Genomic DNA, 17846 nt, shown 5'->3' on the forward strand with positions numbered 1-17846 from the left:
GTTTTGCGTAGTGCGGCGATACGCTTTGCATTAGCTTTCGTAGGCGAGCTGCCGCCGCTGTACGTTTCCGAACGTCTACGAGCAGCGCTGTGGCTACGAGCCGTCGGCGGAGTCTAGTGCAGCCATCGTCCATGCTCGTCGATGAGTAACTCACGCCGCGCGCTACCTGTCTCGCGCAGTAGCCAGTGTAGGTTATCGCTTTCCGCCACATCATCCGAAGAGAGTTGCTGTCGTAGCAAGTGGTATAGAGTCTCTCGCGGGTAACTTCGCAACATGTTGGCCACGGCCTGAATATTATTTAGGTTCCGTGGGTCTCCGACAACTCGATTCACCATGAATGAATGTGTCCATTCGAACGACATGTCATCCGCAGTCCTCAGGAAGTGACATAAGACATCAGATTTTAAATGGCCTGACTGAGCAAGCCGCAACATCTGAGTCGGTGGAAAAAAACTCACCACATCAGCAAAAATCTGTGGAATCAACGGAATCAAACGTTCGCACGCCATCATTCGTTCAAAGAGCGCGTTGTTATATGTTGCCAACTTATCAAGCCGAGAGAGAATCTTCTCAGCCTTGTCATCGTCATTGGTGAACGGTCCGAGAACGGCCTCGACTGCAACATCCGGGACAAATCGAAGTGCTTCAGGCGAATCGTGCTCATCCCAGGCAGTCACGAATCGGATATGCGCGTACCAACGTTCGAACGAAAGCTGTCCCATTGTTGGGTCCAGCTGCAGGGACAGCCCGGTCTTCCTCTTCCAGGACATGTACTCCTTCAGCACCAGCTTGGCATGGTAGCCTCCAAATACGTTTGGGTTGCGCAAGATTTGGCCGATGAGCCATGCCATCCCAAGCCGCTCGACCTTCCCGGCTACAAAGATAAGAGACTCTCCAACGCTGGGTGCAATTCCAAGCCGTTGGCTCGTCTCATTGAATAGCCTTGAATTTAACTCCATAAGGAACGATTCAGGCACTTCGTCGAGTAGCGCAATTGCCTGAAGAGCGGCGACATATGGTTGCCCACCGAATGAAACAGGCAGTTCTGCGGTTAATTCAGGTAGTAACTTCTGTCCATGGCGCGCTATCAACACCTTCCACCCCGTATGGTAATAGCCGCGTTCTATCCATTCTCGGGCGGTTTCATCATCTATCTCAAGACTGACAGTTTCGGCTAAGCGATGGTGATGTTTTGCGCCAGGTTCTGCAAATGCGAGCCTTTGGAAGCGGGCGACCCAAGCGTCTCCAAGTTCCGGTACAGCCATCCCCAGGACTTCTTGAGCGCGCTTCGTCATGGATGAAAATTGCTGAAGCAATTCCTCATACACCGCATCATCGCCACATGTAACAAGGATACGATTCGCTTGAAACCAAGCTGCGAACATGGTGCCTTGCGCTTGCGGATAGTTCCTCGCCAGCCAGAGCGCGAGCTCGCGGTTGATTCCTTTTTCAGAGGCAAATCTTAACTGCCATGGTTCCGATAAAAGGAGGTTTGGCAGGTGCTCGATTCCCCACTTTGGTATCTCATACCCGCAAGCTAACGCCGCGGCCAGCGCCAAATTTGGCTCGAGGAGGCCTCGATGGAACATCTGCTCCAACCAAGGTAACCATCGCTCATCCCCAACAGTCGAAATAGCTTCAATGAATGTCGGGGTTCCTGGACCGCCCAGCCACAACGCGAGGGCCGCCTTATTTGCGAAGATGTTGTCAGACTTCAGAACGTCAACAATATCGCGGACGTACAGTTTTTCGCTCGCCAACTGATTGACTACGTTGAGCGCTTTCCCAACATGAGTCGCCCTGGCGGAATGCATGCTTGCGAGTGCAGCGCGGTATCGAACCGAGAGATTTGAGCTCTCAAACATAGACTGTAGCTTCGCGGAAAGCGTGGGCTCCATAGACGCGCTTCCACGAAACGAATCGACTGTCGCCGCCAGTGATGCATCAGTAGTGGCGGTGGACGTTACGACGGCAGGGTCAACAAATTCCCCAGACTGGAGCGCTAAGGTCAGGCTCTCACGTGTCGCGAGTTGAAGAGCTGCTTGGTCGATTCGCGATTGACGTAGATAGCCAACACCCGCAAGCCAGCTCCAGTAGAGGTCATGCACAGCGATAGCGACGCTTCCACGCTGGATGATTGTGCCTAGCTGTCGTAAGACCAACGTGGGTTCGACTACTCCACGTGTTTCAGCAGCTTTCCGGAGCGCCGAAATGAACTTGTTGTACGAGCGGTCTCCTGAAAGCGAGAGTATCGCAACCGCTTCGGAAAGCACAGATTCGAACTGCTCAGGCGCGCCCTTCGAAAGGTGCCTGTGAAAATGGGCCATTAAGTCGCCCGTTGTTGCCATTGAGCCGCCCAAGAGCAAGTAGAGCGACAGCACCAAGGGTATCCTGAGCAAGTCCACCATCTCATCACTAATCATCGACGAGCGGTCGAAAGACTGTTCAACGGTTTTGCGAATCCGCATCGGGTCGAGGCGCTCGAGAGTCCAGCACCTGAACGGCGTATCGTTTGGGTCTCGATGCCGAGCACACACGATTACCCGAGTCCCCGCTAACACACGGAGAAGCTTCGTACGCTGCGAAAGATGCTCTCCGGCCGCAAACTCAGACCAGCCATCTAGTAAGATACAAATGCGAGGACTAGCTAGCATATCCTCAAGACTGGTATCAGGCAAAAGCGCCGTAATCTGCTGAAGAACCTCGTCGGCGGTCTTGAGACCTGCGATATGAAGCAAAAATGGCACACTCTCGTCGGATTCAAGGCCGGAAGCAAACTCCGACGCTTCTCTATTGCCTTTTGCGAGCAGGCTCGCCGTTATCCGAAATAAGGCGTGGCTTTTCCCCGCTCCCGGCTCAGCGTATACAAGATGATGCAATTCTTGATGCCGAAGAAGGTCTGAAAGCCGGAGTCGCGGTGACTGCTGTAAGTTTTGAGCGTCATCACTGACTACCCATCGGTCGACTTCCGAAAGTCTGTCCAATGCTCCGCGCACGCGAGAAGATACGTGAGGAAAGAGAGCCAACAGCGTCGGCGGTCGGCCGTTGTCGCTTAACGTTCTTGCGGCGGCTACTATTGCCGCAAAATCTAAGACGGGAGACGCCGTGGACGATGAAAGTTGGGCTGTTCTGTCCGTCAAGCGCAATAAAGCGTCTGCCATGTCTATGAACTGTTGAGATGGAACCGCGATTGCAGTTGCCTCGCGAAAAGCATCTACGAACGCCTGATGGTCCAACTTACGAGACTTTAGTTGAAGGGTTTTTCGAAGCAGGACGCTTAGAAGAACGTCGTATGCTCTGCGAGCCGCAGTTATTTCCGCACGAACCATATTCCGGACGTCGGCCAGATAGTCTCGTCCGTCCGCTTCGATTTTCTCCCACGACGGCTGACCGCATGCAAAGGTTAAGCGCGTCAACAACCGACTACGAAGCTCCTCCAGCGTGCAGCTTTTAAGAAAAGTCGAGAGCTCCCCATCAGTAAATCGCGTGCGAAGTGCCTCGAGTAGTTCCGTCGCGTCTCCTCCTTTTGCCGACGCAGACCAAACCTCGAGCGCCGACACGTTACTAGAGAGGGGGTTGTCGCGTTCCTTGCCAATGGTTGATGTTGTCAGATAAGTGAGAAATAACTCTCGTCTGGGATTGCTTTCTTGTAACGAAAAGAGCGTGTTAATGGCTTTCAGAACATCCGGCGAATTAAGCGTGATAGCACCTGAATCCTTCGTGTCTTTGACCTGTACGGCACGCAAAATCTGTCCGTTCTGATTGGCTGAATTCAATATCTCAGCATAGTCTTCGGCGACTTCAAGGTGTAATTCGCCGTCCGCGGGCAGACGCATCCATGCAGCCAGCGAGACGTGTAGCTGATACGCATATCCTCGCAACGAAGCAATCGCCTGCCTCGCCGCTTCATCTTCGTCTATCGTCCACGGATTCGGTCCCGGACCAAATGAAGAAATCGTGTGATTGGCCATTTCACCTACGCCCGCAAGCTTTGATTGAGCATGTTCTGAATTTCACCACTTTGCGGACGACTGCGATGCGCAGTCGATGCAAAGTCAAACTGTTGCTGACGGGTGGCTGGAACAAATCTGACCGCCAGCGACATCGAACAGCTTCACCTATCTCGCCCGTAATTTACGAAACGGGTTCATGCTGTCAGAGGACACAGCTCCTGCATTCCGAACGTAATTCACGCCCGTGCCGTTTTCGTAAACCGCGCCCGGAACGCGCCAGCGAAGCAGCGCCGGCCATCTCGTAGGCTTCGGATGTAACGCCTGAGTATGCAGTAACGCGTCGCTGTCACGTGTAGAGTCATTCGGCTCAGTGACGACAAATCGGTCGTACCCATTTTCCGACGAATCAAGGACCGCGTAGTTGACCTTATGTCGAATGGCAAGTCGATATGTTGCGCAATCTGCATACTGCGCCATCAGGCCTTCTTCCACAGCTGTTTCAGGCACGTAAAGGTTGGCGAAGCAACTGAGCATTTGGTGCTGATTCAGTGCCTTCACGTCTCCGACATTGCGCACCTCAACCCAGCCGCGGTCGTGCTGAACGCTGTAGACGTCGCCATCATAAGCGAGACAAAGAATGTCCGGAGTCAGCGGCAGCAACGTGATTAGGCCGGCTGCACTGAGTCCAAACGAACATCCGCGCGCACGGCGGTCCTCGAGATACCAGCGGTTCGAAGCAACGGCCGGGTCATCCGAAGTAACGAACGGAACATCAGTTCGATTTCGGACCAAACATAACTTAAGGTCGTCAATGACTGAAGCCACCTCCGACACCATCCCCATCGCCATTTGAACTGCCTCTTTAATGCCGTACCCCACCGGCGACAATTTACTGCCCACAACAACCTCTGCCTCCGCTGCCATCTCAACGGCACGCCTCGAAGCTGCTTCCGTGCGTAAGTGCTGAAATAGCCAAAAGAACCGAAGAAACGATTTGTCTTCGTCTTCGAGAAAATATCCAGGCTTACGAATTTTTCTCAGCAGGTTCGCGTACTGGCCTTCGCACGTTTGAATAATTTCTTCCAGCTTTGGGTCTTCACCGTAAAAATACGACCCGGAACATTGATTCTTAACCGGCGCAGTAGGAATGAATCTCTGCCGGTCAAGGTTGAAAATTTTTATGGTTGCATTCCCTTCGTCCTTTGTGAAGGCCTTGAGATAACAACGCGGAACAAAATGCTGATTTTTATTTGTGGCCATACGTTGAGGTCTACAACCAGTAACGCCGTCCTGGGGCAATACGGACGATGTGCTCTGCGCGGCGCACCGTCTCGCCATTCTTAACGATTTCACAAATCATTTTGTGTTCACCCTTAAAGGCGGTGTAGGTCCAATACGCCTCTCCGGACGTCAGTAGCTTGTCGTGGGTGAGTTGATTTTCTTCCTTCGCTTCGTCGCCTTCGTTTCGAACGCTCCAGCGCACACTATATGGAAGTGCGACCCCGAGTGTATTCGCCGTGAAGCGCAAGTGGACGCCTTTCGGCAAAGCCGCCGACCCGCTGAGGTGCTGCTTATACGTCTTACCCTCCTTCTTGCGGGCGAGCATGCACTCGATGGTCAAGCCCGTCGCAGCGGCTGTCTGGGCGATTGCCTTTCTGGCACCGGACCAAAAGCTGTGCAAAAAAATTGCGTCCCATGCGGCATACGCCTGCGCGGGCGTACAGGTCCATTGATGCAGGACATCGAGCCTTGGAAGCCTCTCAGCAAGCACGTCCCGCAGACGCTCTACTTCGCGTCTTCGTCGGTCAGATGAAGTGAACGTGGAGCCGGGAGAAATGGGATTCTGCACTTCGGCGCTCAAACAGAGTCTTGCGTACAGCGCTTTCAGCGTGTCAAAGAGGGCTACGTCATCCCGCGTCGCGTTCGGCTTATAGACTTCGCATACGAGACTCGTGATGATGATGCCGCCTGGAAGCGCCCATCCAGACCGTGACCGAGCAAACGCCTTTACGAATCGCACAATCCGCCGCAGTTGGCCTCTCGCGACCGAGACCTGCGTGCCTAAAAACGTCTCCAGTAACGTCGGCGGACTTTTGCTGTCTACTTGGTTGGTGAACCAGTTCGTGTACGCCATCGGGTCCCGCTCTGTCCATTCATCACCACCAGCATGCTCGATTATGGGGCTGCCAAGCCAACTAGTTCGGCGGCGGTAGACCGCGAAATCAATGTGGTAACCCTCTGCGTACCAGACCGTGACGGCATTCTTTCGAGCCTCAGGCTCTTTCGTGAAATTGCTGCATTTCTCGAGAAGCGCTTCGCAAACTCTTGCGCGCGCATCACCTGGCCTCTCGGGAAGGTCATCCGCTTCGAAAATGACCGCAACATCGATGTCGTAATCAATGTGCTCGCTTTGGTTCAGAGTATGCATCGCGTAGCTACCCTGATTCCTGCTATCCACGAATGTCTTGTATACAACTCCGTTCTTATCGCCAAGCGACGTCAACCCGGAGGTCAGTCGTTGCAGATTTATGTCCCTATAGGAGCCAAGGTCGTTCCGCAGCTGGGTGCCGAGGCGAACGTGATTCTCGTAAAAAACAGCGAGTTCTTTCGACGCGTCATACATGGCTTTACTTCTCCCAAATCCAGAGTTGCTCAGGCTGCCCATCTGCGGCCACGAGGTCGACCGCCCAAAAGTACGGTGGTCTGCTCCGCTGGGAGTAGTTGTATGCGCGAACCGAACGATGCATGGTTTGGCTTACCATCTGGCCCAGTCGGAACGAGACCGACATCGGGGTAGCGGCAAAAATATGCTGAGTGGTCGCGGGGTTCTCGTTATGAATCTTGTCCAAGGCCCTACGAAACGTATTTGCGATAGCGCGTCTGTTCGTGATGAGTAATCACACCGCGCTTGGGCTCCGCGATGCGAACAACAAGGTGTCGATAAGGCCGGTCGATGGTCTGGTCAATATCCGATTTTGCGACTTGGGCGCTGACATCAACTTGAATAACAGCATCCGGACCACCGATGGGCCCTCCCAAATCAATCAGTTCGACACCCAAGTCTGGCCCTTCGTCATCTTGCAGGGGATTCCATTCGCCGCTAGCCGATGCGCCGTCCAGTTCGTAAAGCCGCACATGCTGCCTACTGGAGACCGCGGTGCCTGCATGCATTGCCAAGGGAATGTGCGCTATTCCGAAGTAGGCGACAGTGGCTTTGGGATTTGCTCGCAACTGCGCGATGACATCCCGGTGCAGATTGCGTTGAAGCGCGAGCGCGCCCCGTGCATCAAGGACCCCGCTTTCGTAAAAGGGCGATGCATCCATGAGCACTTGGTGGAACCCATCGGCTGCCGCGACAGGGTCTACGTTGCCGAAGAGTCCGGCATTTTGAAAGGACTGGTGGCAAATAGCGATGAGTTCGGCCGGCGCATCAATTTCGGACAGCGCGACCAGCAATGAGCGGAAATGCTCACGAGCTACCTTTCGATGGTCTTTGAGCATGTTGAGCATCTGGTCCCAGCTCAATACGTGCACGGGAAACTTTCCTTGCAGCGCGTGTTGCTCCGTAATGAGGCGCGCCTCTTTCTGCACAGCTACATCCGCGGCTCCGCTCGTGACAAGGTAGTACCGGCTGAGCGCTGGCTCGAAGGTCAAAGCTTTCTTGACTTCCGCGCGCAACTCGTCCGTCGACACAGAATGTTTATATCGCCCATCCTTGCCTTTGCACTGAACTCCCTCAAGCATGCCGGTTTCTGCGTTCGTTCCGTAGACGTCAACACCAGCTTGCGCTTGTCCGGTGCGACCATGCATCGATGCCATCGGGTCTTTCCAATGCGCGGCATAGAGGTCGCGCGTGAAGCGTTCAAACGCCTGCCAGTCACTCGGCGGTGGTAATTGATATGCGCCAAAAGTCACAACGAATTCTCTCAGGTTCTTGATTCGATTCCCGAGTCAGCCTTGCTCAGGTATCTTAATTGCTCACACTAATGGAACACAATATATACGAGAATGGCCAAAGACAACCACCACATTTTGTAGTGGTTGATTGCAGTGCAATATCTGCCCATTCGAGCTGACAAGGAAAGGTCGACAGTCCACAGCTGCCCGCACGCGCAAACGTTTTCGTCCCTTAATGTCATTTGCTGCGCTATTTAACGAAAGGAGCCGACGCTCGGAATCAGCAACGGCCAAGTTGCAGTTCGCCTCTGAATCGCGCAGAATTTATTCTCGATGCCCGACAGAACGAGGTTTGCAGATTTACCGAACAAATCGGCAGCCAGCACCTCACTAATTTCGTGGTGTGGAGCTTGAGGAGCGGGATGTTACTCGGACGTGCAGCGTCGGAAAGCCTAGTCTTGCGAGAGATTGCTCGCGCGCGACACGAAGCGGATAGACCTTGTCTCACGCCGCGAGCTTGTGCTCGTAGTAGGGCCGGTCCTTGTCATCGAGGATGGCATACATCGCTTCCAGGCTCGATGCGCTCGGATTGAGCCACGCTTCGATGTTCTCGGGCTTAATGGGAATGATGCATCGGTCATGGCCGGCCGCTTCAATCTCTGGCGGCGGCTCATCCGTGATGGCCGCGAACGACAAGAGGTCCGGCTCGCCAGGTTTCGTCCATCGCGACCACAGGCAGGCCACGTGCATCAGTTGCCCGTTGCTCGGGTGAAACTCGAGGACGACGTTCTCATCCTTATTGTGCGTCTCCAGCAACGTGCCCTCCATCTTCGCCTTCTTCACATTCTCGTAGAAGACCTCGACGAGCATCACGCCGTGCGTGTAGCCGAAGCACGACTTCCAGAAGCCCTCCAGTGAATTTTTGCGGGCATTGTATGTGCCCGGATATTTCACATCGAAACTGGCTGGCGTCCCCGCAACCCGACACTGGTATCGCATCGGCTTAACCACGTACTCGCCGTTTTCCATCACGAGCACCGGCGCGTACCATTCAGGGAAGATGCGTGAGTCGCGCGGCTCCGGTGCGGTCCGGTTGATGTCTTCGATGCGACCTAGTGCCGCGCCGATTTTGTCGGTGGCGATGCGCCGGCTTTCGGTCGCAGCCTTCGTTACCTTCGATTCCAGCTTGCGCTCAGCATCCGTCAGGCGGGTTCGCTGCTTGAAAAGCTCCTGCTCGAGTTTCGTCTTCTGCCGAGCGCGTGTCTTGTCGATGAACTGCCAAATCTCACGCTCATCATCGTTCTGCGGGTCGCGGAACGCATCGTCGAGCGCCTTTGGGGTCTTCGCGCTGCTCCCTTCGGCCTGAAGGAAGTAAAGACGCGCAAACTCGGCGATGTCCATGTGCGCGCCGAACATCCGTACATAACGACGGTAGTCCGCCTGGATTTGAGCCGAGTAGCACATGCGTCATCTCCTTTGACTGCACCGAATTTCGGTCCCGATGCATGACCCGTTACATCCGCGACAGAAGTGCCGGTCCCGCACGCTGTCGTCGACTCGCCAGCTGTTCACTGCGTCGGCAGCCTTCGTGCCCACCGTCCGGCCATTCTCGCTCGCGAAGAACGTCGGCCCACCCGCTCTGCCGCGCGCGACTGCCTCGTCAATGGTCGCATCCCCGAACGCATCGCGCAATTCGGCCACGAACGCCGCAATCTCCGGCATCGGGTGCTTGCGCACAGGCATGTCCATCGACGTCTCCCGTAGTGACCAAAAAGGGGCACTTCGCAAACTGAATTTTTAAGATACGATACTGTACATCCATACAGTATTTCTTGCCATGTCCGCGCTGCCTCCACACGTCGAGTCGATTCACCCAGCGCTGTGGCGCGGGGCGCAACTCGCGCGCGCCCATGGCAGGACGGTCGATACGGGCTACGCAGCCCTGTCGGCCGAACTGCCCGGCGGTGGCTGGCCGTTGGGCGCACTGGTGGAACTGCTGGTCCAGCAGCCAGGGATTGGCGAGATGCGGCTTCTGAAGCCCGCGCTCGCGGAATTGAGTGCGCTACCCGTCGTGCTGCTCCAGCCGCCACATATCCCTAATTCGCTGGCGTTCTCGTATCTCGGCTTGCCAGTGGACCGGCTCATAAGATTGCGGGCACCGAAGACGGCGGACGCGCTCTGGTGCGCGGAGCGCGTGCTTCAGGCGAAGAGCTGCGGCGCGCTCATCCTGTGGCAGCAGCACATCCGGACCGAGGCGCTGCGGCGATTACACCTCGCGGCGCAGGCATCCGAAACGCTCCTTGTGCTCATGCGGCCGCTGGCCAGCGCGCAGGATGCCTCGCCCGCCACGCTGCGGCTGGCCGTTCGACCGGCTAACGACGGCCTCGTCGTCGATGTCATCAAGCGACGAGGCCCAACGCGAATGGAAACACTGCCCATCACCCTGCAACCCTCACCGATTAGCCCAACATCAATCATGGGCTGACTAAGCAATTGCGTGCATGTGTCCGACGCGGGGGACTCGCGGTTGCCGATTTCACCCGTCATAAACCGAGGTTTGTCTGCACGGTGTCCGAATAGAGTTCGTATGCGCGCTTAGTTTCTTCCGCGAATTTCTGCCGTAACTTCGCAGGCTCGAGCACTTCGACGTGTGGTCCGAAAGAGCGAATCCACCAATGGAAGCGGTCACTCAGCATGACTGTGGCTCGTACCGTGACTGAACCATCCTCGCGTTTTTCTACCGTTTGGTCTGCCGACATAGGTGTCTCGACGACAGCGTGAACGGCTGCCTCGGCAAAACGGAGGGCGACCAGAATTTCGCCTTGGGGAAAGAAGTCAAATTGCCGCTCCTTCTCGACATACGTTGAAAGAGAGAAATCTCGTGGGTAGGTGAAGGACTCAACGCAGATTTTTGCGCTTTCCATCCGGTCGAGTCGATACATGGCAGGAACGGGTTTCCCGGGCGGCTTGGCGACGAGATAGACCAATTCTGCTGCTTCGACGAGGCCGAGCGGCATGACAACGTGGGGAGCCGACTTTTTTTCAGGATTGCTTCTCGGACGATAGGCTACTTCCAGCAACTGTTCGGCAAACAGTGCTTGCGATACAGCCTGGAATACGCTGTCCTTGATGGCGGGAGGGACGACGGAAAACCCACCGTCGATGACTGCCACTTTACGCTGCCAGTTGGCGTGTCGACGTCCCTCGGGTATGGCGCCACGTGCGAGGCGTTCACGTGCAACGTCGAATAGACCTTCTAAAGCTGAACTGACCAAGGTGGGAATCTGGCGTGCAGCAAATTGCCTTAACAACTGCAGTGCAAGTGCCTCGTCGAACGTCATCATCGCACCAGCCTTGGCTGCGATACCGCTCGCTCCTTCCTTTCGTTGCCATTCGAGGGCGTTTCCTGCTCGCCGGCTTTCCACGACCCCCTGTTCTAGCAGTACTTCAAGTCTGCGTTGAACCGTTTTGATATAAGTAATCTCGATTCCGAGACGTCGGAGCGCTTCAGCAATGCCGGGGGTGGTCATCCACTTCTGCTGAGAGCGTGGGGTTGGCAGTACCGCGAGAATTTCCGAATCAAGTTTGGCCATTGACGTGTCCGATAATCAGCTCAGGACATGAAATGTCCCATAGCGAAGATATTCTCACAACAACAAGAATCTTGAAACTTCCGGCCGGAAAGACACGGGATGCAGATGATTACTGCGGGAATTGGGAGATTCGGCTTGGTAGCCAATGGAGAGAACAGTGCCGATGCTTATTGACCACATTGATGCCATCGCTCGTTTGAAGGGCCGCGACGTGGTGTACGTGACTTTTCCTGCGTGCGCGAACTGGTTCGACATCGATGTCAGAAACGTCGATTGGAATAACTATGCACCCAGAGACGCCATCATCAGTTGGCTTAACAAGAATCGTATCGGCTGGGTTCCATGTGCGAATTTTGCGAATGAGAACCTCATGGAATCCTATGCTGGACAAATCTATATTGACGTTCCGTTCGACCCGGACGACGAAACCTACCGAAAGGTACAGGAATTTCTTGAGAATCCGGACGGAACTGCAAAAATTGAAGGTGTAGAGTTTTGGTATGTGCCACTCGCGATGGCGATGAAGAACAAACACCACGACCACCCCGGGTTCTGGGACGAGCACGCAAAAACATGGTGAAAAATTACGCATAGCTGTTAGGCAGCATAGCGAAATGAAGATGGAGTGAACCAACGTGGCGTTGTCAGAAAGTAAAAAATTGAGCGAGGTGGCGACCTGGTTGCGAGAGGCAGATGGCCTGCTCGTCACTGCTGGCGCGGGGATGGGCGTCGACTCTGGCCTTCCAGACTTCCGGGGTAGAGAAGGCTTCTGGCGGGCGTACCCTGCACTCAAGCTGTCGAACATGAACTTCGAGGATATTGCGTCGCCGGCTGCAATACGTCGCATGCCCACGCTCGGGTGGGGATTCTACGGCCACCGACTTGAACTCTACCGGCGGACTACGCCGCACGTCGGATTTGAAATCCTGCGTCGTTGGGCCGAGCACATGGAGCATGGCCTGTTTGTCTTCACGAGCAATGTGGACGGGCAGTTCCAGAAAGCGGGTTACCCGGAGGACCGCGTTGTCGAATGCCACGGCTCGATTCACCACCTGCAATGCTCCGAATGCTGCAGCCGGGACATATGGGCTGCTGACGGAGTGCGTCCGGTTGTCGACGAAAAGACGTGCCGCCTCGTGAGCGAACTGCCGACGTGTCCGCGATGCGGTGCGATAGCACGGCCGAACATTTTGATGTTTGAGGACGGGGACTGGATAGACGACCGGGCGGAGCAACAGAGAGCGCGGTTGGACCGATGGCTCCAAGGCGTGTTTCGGCCGGTGGTCATTGAGCTGGGTGCGGGGCGAGCGATTCCGACGGTTCGCTTGATGAGCGAGCGAAATGGCCCCCATGTTATCAGAATCAATCCACGGGAACACCGCATTGCGCCACATTTGGGGCTGGGTATTGCGGGCGAAGCGCTTGAGACGCTGAGGCAAACCGACACGGCGTTGTTTCGGACATAACGAGAATATCGGTGAGTTGCTTCCGGGATGTCCTGATTGCGGGCCTGAAGGTGGTCCTTGCTAAAGATTCCAAGCTTGTTGCCGTAAATACGGAGACATACTAGAAAACGTAGCGCATGTATTGCTTCGCTGGGTGGAGATGGCTGTCCAGATGTCTATCCAGCAATGAAAAAGACACGCTCTGCGTCCGTCAGTTGTCGTGCAAACATGCGTCGGTCTGGTACGCGGCACTACCGCAGATAGCTGTTTCTAAGAGGTAAGTTTCCAGATGACCGAATACTGCCTTCGGGCCGAAGAATTTGCGATGTTGTCGGATGAGTACGACGCCTATGCCATCGACTTTGCATATGGATTGCGCATGTTGCACTTGTGCATCGAGAGCGCAAGTGATGCGTTTTGTGAGCAAATGGGCTACGACGACTTCGCCGAATGGTTGGACGAGTTGGCGCAGCGCGTGAGCGAAGGGTTTCAGTACCTCAGGCTGTTGCCGCCGATGCCCGTTTGACCCGGATGCCGACATTCGGCTGAACCGCCAGAGAAAGCCGCGAATCGGTACTGCTGAAACGTTTCTCTACTTGGAGACAGTGGTCAGTCCGCCGTGGGCATGTGGGTCGATACTGTGTCGGCGTGAACAGTCATAGCTGGCAACTTCCGTGATGCGCGGCGTGATGCCGCCTGATTTAACCGCGGCACCATCGCGAGGAACAAAGCGACGGCTCTCTCGCTGCCATGCGATGCTCATTGAAGAGACTGCTTGCATTTCAAGGATTTCCCTCAAGCCTCGCCGGTAGCCGTTCCGGCAGAATCAGAAAGCCAACGCCGGGCCTGACTCAAGTCTGGCACGGCGTTGCTGCATCACTGCGCTGTGGCACTAAACTCGTCATGAGCCTCGTTCAACGCATTGACTGGGTCGTCCTAATTGGTGACCTTATCGTGCTGTCACGGCGCCTCATATCCTGTTGGACGGCGGAAAGCGTTAGTGTTGCATACAAGCCTGGGTTCAGCGTCCGCTCTAGTGAGCGCGTGCAATTCGAGAAAGTAGTGGTTCGCAAATCGGTCGTCCTCCGTCCAGACCTCCGATTGCTGGCCGGAACCCTTGTGTACGCCGGCCCATGCGAACAAGGTCGTGCTCGATATTGAGTATTCTTTCGAGGGGATATGTGGTCCGAGATACCGCTCAACCGAAATCTTGATAGTCTGGTCCGCAGCGATAGCACCGATGCTTCGCATATCCTTTTCGGTCTCCGCTTTGCCTCGCGGCGCGTACTTCAACTCGACCACGCAGATGACGCTGTTCGCGTTGCAGATAACGATGTCAGGACGCACAATGCGCCGTTCTTCCCCCAAATCGATTCGGGGTTCAATAAAGATTTGTCGACTGGGCTTATTGGCATTTCGCATGCGTTGCAGCAATTCTGCGAACAAATGGCCTTGCAGGCTGCGCTCAGAATTGATGTGGCCGGTGCAATATTCCGACTGGATAACGCTTTCCCATGCATCCGCAAGATGGTGCCCGACCTTTGACCGCTTGACCATGATGACCTTCCGAGTAGACGGAACTGTATATCGGCATCGTCGTGAACATTCTTAACCCGTAAGTTCATGACAACGCTTTCGCCATTGGCAAGGACAGTGCATCTGCAGCACATTGTTGAAGCGACTGTCACATCGCCCAGTGGGAATGCTCATCCGAAACCTGCCTGCCTCGGGTTAGACTAGCCGTAACTCCACTTACGAGGAGGTCCGCAAGGTGACCAACAGGTCGGAAATCAAAGCACTTCTGTTTGATGTGTTCGGGACAGTGGTCGACTGGCGAAGTGGGGTCGCCCGAGACTTGCGCCCGTTCCTTACCCGTCAGGCGATACGGGTTGACTCGTTTGAGTTCGCAGATGCGTGGCGACGTCAATATGCGCCCGCAATGAACGAGATACGTAGTGGACGAAGGCCGTTTGTCAGGCTTGATGTGTTGCATAGGGAAAACCTGCTCAGGGTACTGACCGACTACGGCGTCAATGTCAGTTCGATTTCTGCGGACGAACTCGATGAGCTGAATCGAGCCTGGCATCATCTCGACCCGTGGCCTGATTCGGTTGAGGGGCTCTTACGACTCAAGCGTCGCTTCGTGATTGCGTCCCTATCAAATGGCAACATCAGTCTTATGCTCGACATGGCGAAGCGCGCCGCGCTCCCGTGGGACGCGATTCTGGGTGCGGAAGTCGTTCGAGCTTACAAGCCTTCGCCGCAAGTCTACGTCGAAACGGTCGAAATACTTGGCCTGGCCCCTTCTGAGGTCTGCATGGTCGCCGCTCACAATGGCGACCTAGCGGCAGCACGACTGTGCGGGCTCAAGACAGCGTTCGTCGTGAGGCCGACCGAGCACGGACCGGCGCAGAAGAGCGATTTGCATGCCGAGCAGACTTGGGACTTTGCAGCAGCGGACCTGAACGACCTGGCCACCCAGCTCGGTTGTCCCACATAACTGACCAGGCATCTAATGAGACTCAAATCGGGCGCTCGCCAATGTCGATTCCAGCTACAGCTCGCTCCGACCTCACAGTGGAATTGTCCATTCAAAAAAGTCCCAGCGTTCGGGGAACGCAAAATAGACCGGTGCGTTTTCGTCGTTGAACAGCATCGGCGCCGCCACACGATTTTCTTCACACTGCACATCGCAGCGTCCTTTCGATTTGGAGAAATCCTGGCGTGAGGCCGCTCGCGCTCGGTCGAGTTTGAGCAGGGGTTGCCTTAGTGCTGGCCGGCGTTAAGTAGCATCCAAACCTGTCGCGTCGAGGAGCCCGCGAGAATGCGGGCAAAAACCCCGCCACACCGAACGCACGTGTAATGCTCCTCCACTCGCACGTCTCTCACCGCACGGGCGAAGTTAAGCGTCAAGTCTCGGTGCGGAGGCTCACTGGCCGACTGGCCATACAGGTCGGCACACCGCGCACAGGGTTGAATCCATAGTTCCATTCGTGATTGTCGAAAATTGCGAGCTGTTATGTCTACAACGGCGGCTGCGCGGGTAGCGATGTCGCGCAATTTAACCACGCCGTCGGCGGCTCGAGATGCCAGTTGATGGCAAGTGCGAAGTGATTCGCAAGGCTGCGAAGAGTACGCTCGCAACGCCAAGAGAGTATTCGCGTTAGGGTTGCCCGCAAAGTATCTACTGCTGGACGCCCGCTAACAACTCAAGCGTTCTTGTCACAAGCCTGGCTCGGCTCACCTTGACTTTCCCTGCAGAAATACTACTACTGACCTGTGCTGTCATTGGACATGTCACATGCCATCTGTGCGGACTCGTCGAGCAAGCCCCGCTGTGCCCCTCCGCGCAGCCCAGTACATCCGCATGTCCACCGACAATCAAGAATACTCCCCGTATTTCCAGCGACAAGCCATCGCGGAATATGCGGTCGCCCACGGCATCCGCATCGTGCGAGATTACGAAGATGCTGGCATCAGCGGCTTGACTCTTCGGGAACGCCCCGCGCTCATACAACTGCTTCTCGATGTTGATAGTCCCCAGCGCAAATTCACCGCTGTGCTCGTCTACGACGTCAGCCGGTGGGGGCGATTCCAGGATGTTGATGAGGCGGCGTTTTACGAATTTGCATGCCGGCGCGCCGGGGTTAAGGTCATTTACGTGGCAGAGCCTTTTGAAAATGACGCAAGCCCCGCGACGTCCGTCCTGAAAGCGCTCAAACGGGCAATGGCTGCCGAATTCAGCCGCGAGATGTCCCGGAAGGTATTTCTGGGGCATTGTCTGAATGTGCAGCGGGGTTTCCATTCAGCTGGGCCGCCCGCATACGGCTTGCGTCGCGTCCTCGTCCACGGAGAAAGTCAGGAGCAGCGGACACTTAACCGATACGAGTACAAAAGCGTTCAGACTGACCGGGTGACTATCGCGCCAGCACTCGGTGGCGAGCCTGCACTGGTTCGGAAAATCTATGAGTGGTATGCCACGCAGCCGCTGACCGGGACAGCGATAGCGAGGCGCCTCAACGACTTCGGGATTTTCAATGGCTTCGCGCGACCGTGGCAAGGTCAGAATATCCTGAATATTCTGCGCAACGAAGCGTACATTGGCACCAATGTCTATAGTCGCACTTCATCAAAACTGGCATCTCAGTGGAGGAGTGTTCCAGAGCAGGACTGGATTCGTGTTCCTGGCGCTTTCGAGGCGGTCGTCGACAAACGCATCTTCGCCGCCGTCCAGCAGAAGCTGCAGCGGTCCCGACGCAGACCCACGAGGGACGAAATTGCGGACGAGCTTCGCAATGTCATCAGGAAGGCTGGCAAGCTTAGCCAGGCAACGTTGAGGCGTTACGGCAGTGCTCCATCCGTCGAGCGCGTGATGCACGAGTTCGGAAGTCTGTATGCCGCTTACGAGGCAATAGGGTACGTGCCGAATCTTGACCCGGCGCGGTCCAGAAACCGGGCAATCGAACGCCGTCTGGAAAGAGAGATGGCAGCTATAACCAGCGAAGTACTCAACTCTCTCGGCCACGGAGTGCGGTACGAGAAACACACAAATACCTTGAGTATCGACAAATCGCTGAGGATTCAGCTTGTTGTTCGCAGCCCATGGTTAATTGGCGGTCACATCCCGTACTGGGTGGCGCGGTGGCCCGACTGTTTCGCTATCGATTTTCTTATATACGGCCGAATCGAGCGTGGAAGCACCGAACTGCTCGACTTCCATATCTTCCCGAGAGGAAGCCTTGTTTCGGGCGCTCACACGGTGGTGTGCCGCCACAAGCAGGCTCATTTCAAGGAATATCAGCACCCGGACCTGAAGCCGCTGCTTGAGATTGCGGAGACGGTGCCACTCAAGGTGCTAGCAATGGCCCGGTAGGTGACGAACGTGGCTCACAGAGGTAACGCAGGCCAACTAGATGCTGCCGGACCAACCCTCAGCGATAGCGCTGCTGGGCAGACCT

At 55.6% G+C, this 17846-nt stretch carries 15 protein-coding genes; 6 read left to right on the plus strand and 9 right to left on the minus strand.

All coding sequences use genetic code 11. The features are described 5' to 3' along the window. Window positions 1–113: 113 nt before the first annotated feature. From HV744_RS20600 to HV744_RS20630, 7 genes are all read right to left on the minus strand, one after another. On the minus strand, window positions 114–3971 hold the full coding sequence (locus HV744_RS20600) for an NACHT domain-containing protein (protein ID WP_175151267.1): 3858 nt from the start codon (window positions 3969–3971) through the stop codon (window positions 114–116). Window positions 3972–4118: 147 nt separating this feature from the next. Next, on the minus strand, window positions 4119–5213 hold the full coding sequence (locus HV744_RS20605; RefSeq protein WP_175151268.1) for a DUF4238 domain-containing protein: 1095 nt from the start codon (window positions 5211–5213) through the stop codon (window positions 4119–4121). A 10-nt stretch (window positions 5214–5223) separates the two neighbouring features. Continuing rightward, on the minus strand, window positions 5224–6618 hold the full coding sequence (locus HV744_RS20610) for a nucleotidyltransferase (protein ID WP_246279123.1): 1395 nt from the start codon (window positions 6616–6618) through the stop codon (window positions 5224–5226). Continuing rightward, on the minus strand, window positions 6581–6802 hold the full coding sequence (locus HV744_RS38515) for an SAVED domain-containing protein (protein ID WP_175151269.1): 222 nt from the start codon (window positions 6800–6802) through the stop codon (window positions 6581–6583). Before HV744_RS38515 ends, HV744_RS20610 begins: the two co-directional genes overlap by 38 nt. 4 nt (window positions 6803–6806) lie before the next feature. Beyond that, window positions 6807–7868: an SAVED domain-containing protein gene (locus tag HV744_RS20620; protein ID WP_175151270.1), complete on the minus strand. Its 1062-nt coding sequence runs from the start codon at window positions 7866–7868 to the stop codon at window positions 6807–6809. Between the two features lie 486 nt (window positions 7869–8354). Further along, complete coding sequence (locus tag HV744_RS20625) at window positions 8355–9314, minus strand: SOS response-associated peptidase family protein (RefSeq protein WP_175151271.1); 960 nt, start codon at window positions 9312–9314, stop codon at window positions 8355–8357. A gap of 3 nt (window positions 9315–9317) precedes the next feature. After that, window positions 9318–9599, minus strand: a complete 282-nt coding sequence (locus HV744_RS20630; protein ID WP_175151272.1) for a hypothetical protein — start codon at window positions 9597–9599, stop codon at window positions 9318–9320. 88 nt (window positions 9600–9687) lie between these two features. Between HV744_RS20630 and imuA the strand changes: the two genes are divergently transcribed. Further along, on the plus strand, window positions 9688–10335 hold the full coding sequence (gene imuA, locus HV744_RS20635; protein ID WP_175151273.1) for a translesion DNA synthesis-associated protein ImuA: 648 nt from the start codon (window positions 9688–9690) through the stop codon (window positions 10333–10335). A gap of 58 nt (window positions 10336–10393) precedes the next feature. Here the strand turns inward: imuA and HV744_RS20640 are convergent, their stop codons facing one another. Beyond that, a complete protein-coding gene (locus HV744_RS20640) occupies window positions 10394–11443 on the minus strand; it encodes a helix-turn-helix transcriptional regulator (protein WP_175151274.1) in 1050 nt (349 codons plus the stop codon). Window positions 11444–11606: 163 nt separating this feature from the next. Between HV744_RS20640 and HV744_RS37445 the strand changes: the two genes are divergently transcribed. From HV744_RS37445 to HV744_RS20655, 3 genes are all read left to right on the plus strand, one after another. After that, entirely contained in the window at window positions 11607–12023 is a 417-nt protein-coding gene (locus tag HV744_RS37445; protein ID WP_246279129.1) for a hypothetical protein, read from the plus strand. Window positions 12024–12084: 61 nt separating this feature from the next. After that, window positions 12085–12909, plus strand: a complete 825-nt coding sequence (locus HV744_RS20650) for an SIR2 family NAD-dependent protein deacylase (protein WP_246279130.1) — start codon at window positions 12085–12087, stop codon at window positions 12907–12909. A gap of 268 nt (window positions 12910–13177) precedes the next feature. Continuing rightward, window positions 13178–13414 (plus strand): hypothetical protein, encoded by a 237-nt coding sequence (locus HV744_RS20655; protein ID WP_175151276.1) that lies wholly within the window; start codon window positions 13178–13180, stop codon window positions 13412–13414. 434 nt (window positions 13415–13848) lie between these two features. On the opposite strand, the gene HV744_RS20660 is transcribed toward HV744_RS20655, so the two are convergent. Next, window positions 13849–14445: a hypothetical protein gene (locus HV744_RS20660; protein WP_175151277.1), complete on the minus strand. Its 597-nt coding sequence runs from the start codon at window positions 14443–14445 to the stop codon at window positions 13849–13851. A 214-nt stretch (window positions 14446–14659) separates the two neighbouring features. Between HV744_RS20660 and HV744_RS20665 the strand changes: the two genes are divergently transcribed. Further along, on the plus strand, window positions 14660–15388 hold the full coding sequence (locus HV744_RS20665) for a haloacid dehalogenase type II (RefSeq protein ID WP_175151278.1): 729 nt from the start codon (window positions 14660–14662) through the stop codon (window positions 15386–15388). An 801-nt stretch (window positions 15389–16189) separates the two neighbouring features. Next, on the plus strand, window positions 16190–17761 hold the full coding sequence (locus tag HV744_RS20670; protein ID WP_281363659.1) for a recombinase family protein: 1572 nt from the start codon (window positions 16190–16192) through the stop codon (window positions 17759–17761). The last annotated feature ends 85 nt before the right edge of the window (window positions 17762–17846 follow it).

The sequence above is a fragment of the Paraburkholderia ultramafica genome (assembly GCF_902859915.1).
Classification (GTDB): domain Bacteria; phylum Pseudomonadota; class Gammaproteobacteria; order Burkholderiales; family Burkholderiaceae; genus Paraburkholderia; species Paraburkholderia ultramafica.